Genomic DNA, 7058 nt, shown 5'->3' with positions numbered 1-7058 from the left:
ATGGTCGACAATGTAGGAAGAATCATAATTCCTATAGAGCTTAGGCGTGCATTGAATCTTGATACCAACGTTAAGACAGAATATTTCTGTGATGACAAGAGAGAGGCGATTTTGGTTTATAGATATCATGGCAAAGAATGTTTGTTTTGCTTGAGTGAGAAACAAACCATTTACTTCAAAAGATTTTATATTTGTAAGTCCTGTATTCAAAGCCTTCCGGCGCTTCAAGTTTTCTTAGCGCGGGTAGAACGTGAACGAGCGAGTGAGAGAAACAAGAAAAACAATGCTCCAAGAAGAAAAAAAGCATTGGATCGGCTACATCAAGTGATGAAGGAAAACCCCAGAGCCTCACAAAAAGAGTTAGCCAAAATCTTGGGATGTTCTCCAGCATGGGTCAGTAAGTTGATTAAGCAACATGTAAAATCATAGTTATTCTAGCTCTTTAACCACCGGAAATTTTCCACATGTTCATATAGTTTTGAAATTGTAGGGGGATAGATTTTCATCCTCCTTTTAAATTTTGAATATGAAGTTACTTGAAATCCATTTTTGTGGAAAGGTTCGACCGCTTTGAATATGGCATAAAACACATATTTCATGGGTATCTGATTATGAAAACTCAAACCGAATACTCTTAAACAAAGTACAGAATTTGTAGTGCATTATATTCTTGTTTTATTGACCAATTTTCACGGTGAGGGGAGAGTTCTACACTAGTTGAAATGTGATTAAATTAATATGTTATGGAAAATACATTATACACGGTGTTGGAGTTTCTGATTCGCTGCGTTAATGTGATAAATAATGTGACAATTGTTATGAGGTGGTTTGTCATAGCAATTTAGTTGACGCTTATGCTTCTTTAATATGAGGTAAGTGGAAATGCTTCCATTAAATAAACAAACGAATATTCGACCGTGAAATTGAAATAATACTACAGTAAAAACAATTTCAGGAGGGAAATCCATGGTTCAAACACAAATGCTTGGTGAAGAAATCGAAATTGAAGAGTTATTTTCGGAATGGGAATTAGAGTATCAAATTGGCCCAGTATTATTAAAAATTAAAGGTGAAACAAGTCCCGTGAAAATTGAAGCAACAGGATACTATATGGGGAGAAAACTAGGTACGATTGTATTAGATGAAACAAACAGAAGCCTCTGTCTCAAAGGGAAGATTGACGATAACAATAAAGTTGAAGCTTGTTTAACATTACTTGAGGGTAACAAACAAATTGAAGCCTCTGTAAAAGTTTGTGTATTTGGCAAGTGCAAGAAATGGAATGTAATAATTCAGATTCCAGAGATTTCAGATGCAGATGGATCGTTTTCTGTCACAGCTTGATGTGTTGAGGAGTGTAAACTCCTCTTTTTTAGTTCTCATGGTGCCAATTATTAACGGATTTAAATGTTATACGGCTTTTTAAGTAGTTCTGTGCGCAACTGTTGTTGAAAGAGAGTTAACAAAATGATTTCCTGGATGGGATGCAGAAACAAGTCATTTCATACTGTAACATTTTACTGAATTAAAGTATTCTGCTGTTCAAGCCCTGTTTTAAGACGATTACAATATCATGTTAAAAATGGTCATTTTTATTATGAGCGTACTAAAATGAATCATCTAAAAGTAAGTAAACAATTAGCTTTCCCTCTCCTTCACTATGCATGAATCCCCAAAAATAAAGCTAATCTTACATCGTAAATGTTATCGTAGAACCCTTCTTTTATAAGGGTTTTTCATCTTGAAATATGTTTCAATTTTCATATAATGAGTTTGTTTCACTAGATGAAACCAATGAAAATGAGGGTTAAAACGATATTGTGTATCGATTCACTAAATTTGTTATGCTTGTATGTTCAATAAAATAAAAGTATTTTCTAATGCTTATTCTAATTAATAACTGTAAAACAATGTTGGGGACGTAGCCCAAGCGAAAGCGCGGGAGTCCCTTAATTTTTGTTGAACTAACGGGCGGAAGGGTTTATTTGGGAAAGAATTCGGAAATATCCATAAACCAAAGCAAATGAGACTTCATAAGAAACAAAAGTCCATCCTATGTTCCAACCGTTCCCATAAGTAACTCTGTTAAAAAAAATGAAAATGCACTCTAGGCAAGTCAAAAGTAATGCGAAGATAGTTATCATACGGAAAGCATTCTTTCGGTAATGTTTTATGCAATGAATCATATAGCTTCCCGATATGGGATACAGTCCTACATCAAATGGAATTGTTGAGATTGATAACATATGAATGGGCGCAAAGTACCACCAGTTCCGATACATACCAATTTCGTTGATGATAAGTGCAATAAGTGCTGAAATTGGAGCAATGGTGAGAAGGGTTCCTATGTCTTTTTTTATAAGATAAAATACCAAAAAACCAAGGAAGCAGGAAACCAATAAAAATATTGATTAGCAATTATATCACCTCTTACATTGAATTATTTCCATAATTCTATCCGACCAAACCTTATTAACTTCTATTCAGATGACTAGTTTACTCTCCAACTTGTTTAAAAAACAAATGCCACATAATATCAATTATGTTGCAAATTGAATGGTGAAATGGTAAGATTTATATATGAAATGCAACATAATTTATCATTTATCCTAAAAATTCAATGCAACATAATTTATAGGAGTGGTAGCCATGATCCAGCAGTTTGAGCAGTATCTATTGGAGCAGGATAAAAGCGTAAATACAATCAAGAGTTACATACAACATGTGAATGGATTTATGAAATGGTTCAATGAAAGTAAAGGAGTTTCATTCCAAAAATTACACAGGGAGAACGTGAAGGATTACATAAGTTATTTGAAAACAATTAAGAATGATAGCCCTACTACTATAAACGCAAAGATTAGTGGATTAATAAAATTTAACGATTTTCTGATTGACAAGGGAATACAAAACGACGCTGCTGTTACTAAGAAAGATAATGTTAAGATTCAGAAACAATATGCTTCACTTGCTACGGTTGAATTAAAAGATGTTGAAAAGTTTAGGCAACTCATTCTAGAAAACGAGAGCAAAAGAAATTATGCGATAATTACACTGTTGGCTTATTGTGGGCTAAGAATAAGTGAAACGTTAAATATAGATATGAAAGATTTCAATTTAGTATCGAGGGAATTGATTGTATCAGAAGGCAAAGGGAAAAAGACGAGAACTGTTTTCATAAGTGATAAAGTGAAAACAGTGTTGCAGAGTTGGATTAAGGAACGCGAAGAAAAAGGAATAGTGAGCGTTTATTTATTTGTAAGTAATCGAGGGGGGAAAGTGGATAGAACAGTTATTAATAAGTTATTTAATAAGTATTCACAGCAAATTGGAAAAGAAATAACCCCACATGATTTAAGGCATTTTTTCTGTAGCCATGCCATCGAAAGTGGGATGACAGTTCATGAAGTTGCTAACCAAGCAGGACACAGTAACATTCACACAACGTTGCTGTACACAAATCCAAACAAGAATACGCTTATTAACAAGATGAATATGTTATAAATAACATAATAAACCCACTAAATTAATTAGTGGGTATTTGTGTATCTTTGACCAAATATGACCACCCGGGGATGATTTACATTTTTTTACTTGAGGGCAGATTCGAAAAAGGGGGATAGCTGATCGGGAAACACGGACAAGTTAAAAAAAGCTATATAAAAAGAGGGATTTTTGAATTTTTATTTTCAAAATTACACTTTACATTTATAAAGTCTACTGTTATAATTAAATATTTTGAAAAAAAAGATTGACTTCGGTTGATAGATTTTGATATATTAATAAAACAGAAAGGAGGAAACACAAATAATACCAAGAAATGGCCTCGAAAGTTAAAAATATTTAAATACGCTGGATCAAAACAAAACTAAGAAAAATGAATTTCTCACTTGGTAACATTCTATCACTGCTTTAATACTCTGTCAACAAATAATTTGGACAAAAATATAAAAAGGAGAAATAAATGAATCGAAAATTAACTACATACATTGCAAAATCGCAAAAGCTTGCTGGACAATTAATTATCATTAATGGGAAAAAACAATAACATTCTTATAAATAAATTCATTGACTTATACTTGATCCAGCGTGGACATTACTTGATTCAGAGAGAATATGGACATCGGGAATACACTCAAGGGAAAAGAAGCAAGACTACTGGAAAAAAATATCGTCCTTTGTTAGATGGTATGCTGAATGATCATTTCCAAGGAAAATCTACCGTTGGGACATTTAGTGGTGAAATGTATACTAAATTCATCACGTTTGACATTGATTATTCCGGCAACTTGGAAATGTCGAAACAAGTAACGAATCGAATCAGCGAAAAATTGAGTAGATTGCACATACCCGAACATTATATAAGCTTTAGCGGAAAAAAGGGTTATCACATAGATATTTTTTTCGATAATTTAATCCAAGTAAAACAGGCGAAAAAGTTTCATAAATACATATGCGAAATTTTAAGTTTAAACATAAAAAATGTAGAGTTTAGGCCAACAAGTAAACAAGGAATAAAATTGCCGCTTGGGATTCATCAAGAAACAGGGAACTATTGTGGCTTTTGCTATCCTGAAAGTTTACGAGTCATGAGCAAGGAAGAAAGCGAAAACTACTTTTTAAGAATAAAGAGAATTCAATCTGAGAGTGTTTTAGATTTAATAGGCTCTACAACTATTGATGATGGATACATACCCAAAAAGAAAGATATTCTCAAGACAGAGGATGCAATAAGTAATCATATCCCATTGAAAGATTATGAATCATCAAAAGGTTACAGCATTGACAAGGCACAAGATTTACTTTTGAACGGTTTAAAATTTCAAGGGAGTCGTCATAATTCAATATTTCAAATTGCTTTGTATCTAAAATATTGTGAAATGGACGCAGAGCAAGCTAAAGCCGAATTGTATACTTGGATGGAATGGCAGGATAAAAATACATACACAACTAAATTGTCCGACTGCTACATGGACATTGACCAAGTTGTAAAAGATGTTTTTTCGAATGACAAGTACCATTTGTCAGGTCACAAGAAAAATTTATCGGTTTCATTGGATGAAATAAATTGGATTATCGAAAAGTGTAAAGAAAAGAATCAAAAATTAATTACATACGCATTATTAATTCACTCGAAACGGTATGCAACCATGAACGGAATATTTTTCTTTCCCATTAGAAAAATCATGGAAGCAACAGGGCTATCATCTGACACAGTTCAAAAGCAACTAAAAAAACTAGAAAAAGTAAACGTGCTAGAGGTTGTTGAACGAGACAGGAAGCCAAAGGGGAAAGGTTTAGCTAAAAAGTTGCCGAACCTGTACCGTATGCCGAAAATTGAATCTAAGATTAACGACGAGGAAGTATATACAACCGAAAAGATGAACGACATTGATCTTTGCTTGAAGTTTTATTTTTCAAGTAAGGAATTAATGGAGATGTTAACGAGGAGACAATATAGAAGTATTGTGGAAAGAATGGCTGCTTGATAGAGGTCATGAATAACCAATGAACCCCCTGTAAAAAACAAAAATAAATCTATTAGTACCAGTTTCGTACATAAATTTTTATTGTTTATAGGAATAGTTGGGTTTAACATTAAGTTGCATTGATTACATATTGAAGGTAATACAATCCTCTAAATTACTGGAGACCATACGAGCGTGTTCAAGACGTGAAGAGGATAGGAATACTTCCCGCTCCAAGATCAGCTAATGATGCCTAGAACGAATTTGTACGGCTTGTAGCAGTGAAAATAATGGGAACTCATATTTGAAGCTGGATGGATAGGAAGAAATGAGAAGAAAAGCAAAATATACATAAATCGAGAATTAGAAAGAAAAGTTACGCATGGAGGGGTAAATGCAAGAAGAATTAATTATTGAAGATAGAAAATATAAATGCTATAGGAACGAAACAGGGGACATTGTTTCAATAAGTCGATACAATGACAAAACTAAAATGTGGATTAAAATAAACTTCGGAGCAGAAGATGGTAACCACATAAGAAATTACATAGAAGAAATTTTAAAATCGGAACTTATACATACTGTTCAGAAAAAATTAAAAACCCTTCTTCAATGAAGGGTTTAATTGATATCAAAATGTATGGAGCCAAGGGGGGTCGAACCCCTGACCTCTTCGCTGCCAGCGAAGCATTCTCCCACTGAACTATGGCCCCGTTTCAACAAGATTTATTATATATGGTTGTTGTGAAGAAGTCAAGCATGATATTATAAGTTGTATTATGGTAATGAAAATGAAAAGAATGGTGGTCGAATCGATGGCAGCGAATTGGAACTCTTTACCGTGTTTCCACAACAAAGCAATTAATTGAAGACGATATTCCAATGCAAAGAAGGGCATCCATTGATTATATTTCACAAAAAGACAACTGGGTATTGGTAAAAGAGTATATAGAAAAGGGCGTTTCGGGATATAAGAAATCAATCCATGAACGTGATGAACTCCAAAGAGTACTAGAGGATGCTGGAAAAGTATATGATGTATTACTTGTTTTCTCACTTGAACGAGTTGGACGGAGAGAAGACGAACTTCCATTGATATATAAAATTTTAAAGTCACGTGGAGTAGAATTATGGTCAATCTGTGATGGAGGACTTGTAAAAAATGAGGAGTTGGGGGATCGCATAGCTTTTAACGTAAAAGCAGTTATAGCGCAAGGACAGAGTGAAAAAACAAGCCAATTTGTTAGTGAGAAGCATAGACAAATGGCTGAGGATGGCTTATTTCGAGGAGGAAAAGCAGCATATGGGTATAAATTAATCCGTTCAGGTATATTTAACAAAAAGGGCAAAGAATTAGATATACCAATAATTGATGAGGAGACAGCTTCAATTGCGTACATGATGTACATGTTGGTTTACAACGATGGATATGGAAGTAATAGAATTGCGAAATTATTGAATGAAAAAGGGATTCCTTCATACACGGGGGGGCAATGGAATGCAGGTGCAGTAAATTATATTCTTAGGAATCCGATTTACAAAGGGTATCCCGCTTATGGGAAAAGGAAAAGTGTAATAGAGATAGATGAA

At 33.8% G+C, this 7058-nt stretch carries 7 protein-coding genes and 1 tRNA gene; 6 read left to right on the top strand and 2 right to left on the bottom strand.

What is annotated here, in order from left to right; all coding sequences use genetic code 11:
• Together NI000_RS36430 and NI000_RS36425 are read left to right on the top strand one after the other, a co-directional pair.
• On the top strand, positions 1 to 429 hold a 429-nt coding region (locus NI000_RS36430; protein ID WP_253416156.1), incomplete at its 5' end, for an AbrB/MazE/SpoVT family DNA-binding domain-containing protein.
• A gap of 537 nt (positions 430 to 966) precedes the next feature.
• Positions 967 to 1344, top strand: coding sequence for a hypothetical protein (locus NI000_RS36425; RefSeq protein WP_253416155.1), 378 nt, complete (start codon positions 967 to 969; stop codon positions 1342 to 1344).
• Positions 1345 to 1964: 620 nt separating this feature from the next.
• Here the strand turns inward: NI000_RS36425 and NI000_RS37300 are convergent.
• Complete coding sequence (locus NI000_RS37300) at positions 1965 to 2375, bottom strand: CBO0543 family protein (protein WP_375541041.1); 411 nt, start codon at positions 2373 to 2375, stop codon at positions 1965 to 1967.
• Positions 2376 to 2649: 274 nt separating this feature from the next.
• Here NI000_RS37300 and NI000_RS36420 point away from each other — a divergent pair, with 274 nt between their 5' ends.
• The 3 genes from NI000_RS36420 to NI000_RS36410 all read left to right on the top strand — a co-directional run bounded on the left by NI000_RS36420 (position 2650) and on the right by NI000_RS36410 (position 6084).
• Positions 2650 to 3504, top strand: a complete 855-nt coding sequence (locus NI000_RS36420; protein ID WP_253416154.1) for a tyrosine-type recombinase/integrase — start codon at positions 2650 to 2652, stop codon at positions 3502 to 3504.
• Positions 3505 to 4031: 527 nt separating this feature from the next.
• On the top strand, positions 4032 to 5489 hold the full coding sequence (locus NI000_RS36415; protein ID WP_253416153.1) for a TOTE conflict system archaeo-eukaryotic primase domain-containing protein: 1458 nt from the start codon (positions 4032 to 4034) through the stop codon (positions 5487 to 5489).
• Positions 5490 to 5862: 373 nt separating this feature from the next.
• The gene (locus tag NI000_RS36410; protein WP_253416152.1) at positions 5863 to 6084 is read left to right on the top strand and encodes a hypothetical protein; all 222 of its coding nucleotides are present in this window, start codon (positions 5863 to 5865) and stop codon (positions 6082 to 6084) included.
• A gap of 25 nt (positions 6085 to 6109) precedes the next feature.
• On the opposite strand, the gene NI000_RS36405 is transcribed toward NI000_RS36410, so the two are convergent.
• Positions 6110 to 6181: transfer RNA gene (locus tag NI000_RS36405), tRNA-Ala, on the bottom strand.
• Between the two features lie 112 nt (positions 6182 to 6293).
• Here NI000_RS36405 and NI000_RS37035 point away from each other — a divergent pair.
• Positions 6294 to 7058 (top strand): recombinase family protein (locus NI000_RS37035; protein ID WP_309247967.1); only part of this gene is annotated, 765 nt, incomplete at its 3' end.

This window comes from Paenibacillus tyrphae (genome assembly GCF_024158745.1).
Classification (GTDB): domain Bacteria; phylum Bacillota; class Bacilli; order Paenibacillales; family NBRC-103111; genus Paenibacillus_G; species Paenibacillus_G tyrfis_A.
The sequence above is the reverse complement of the archived record's forward strand: the minus strand, read 5'-3'. Positions and strand labels throughout refer to the sequence as shown.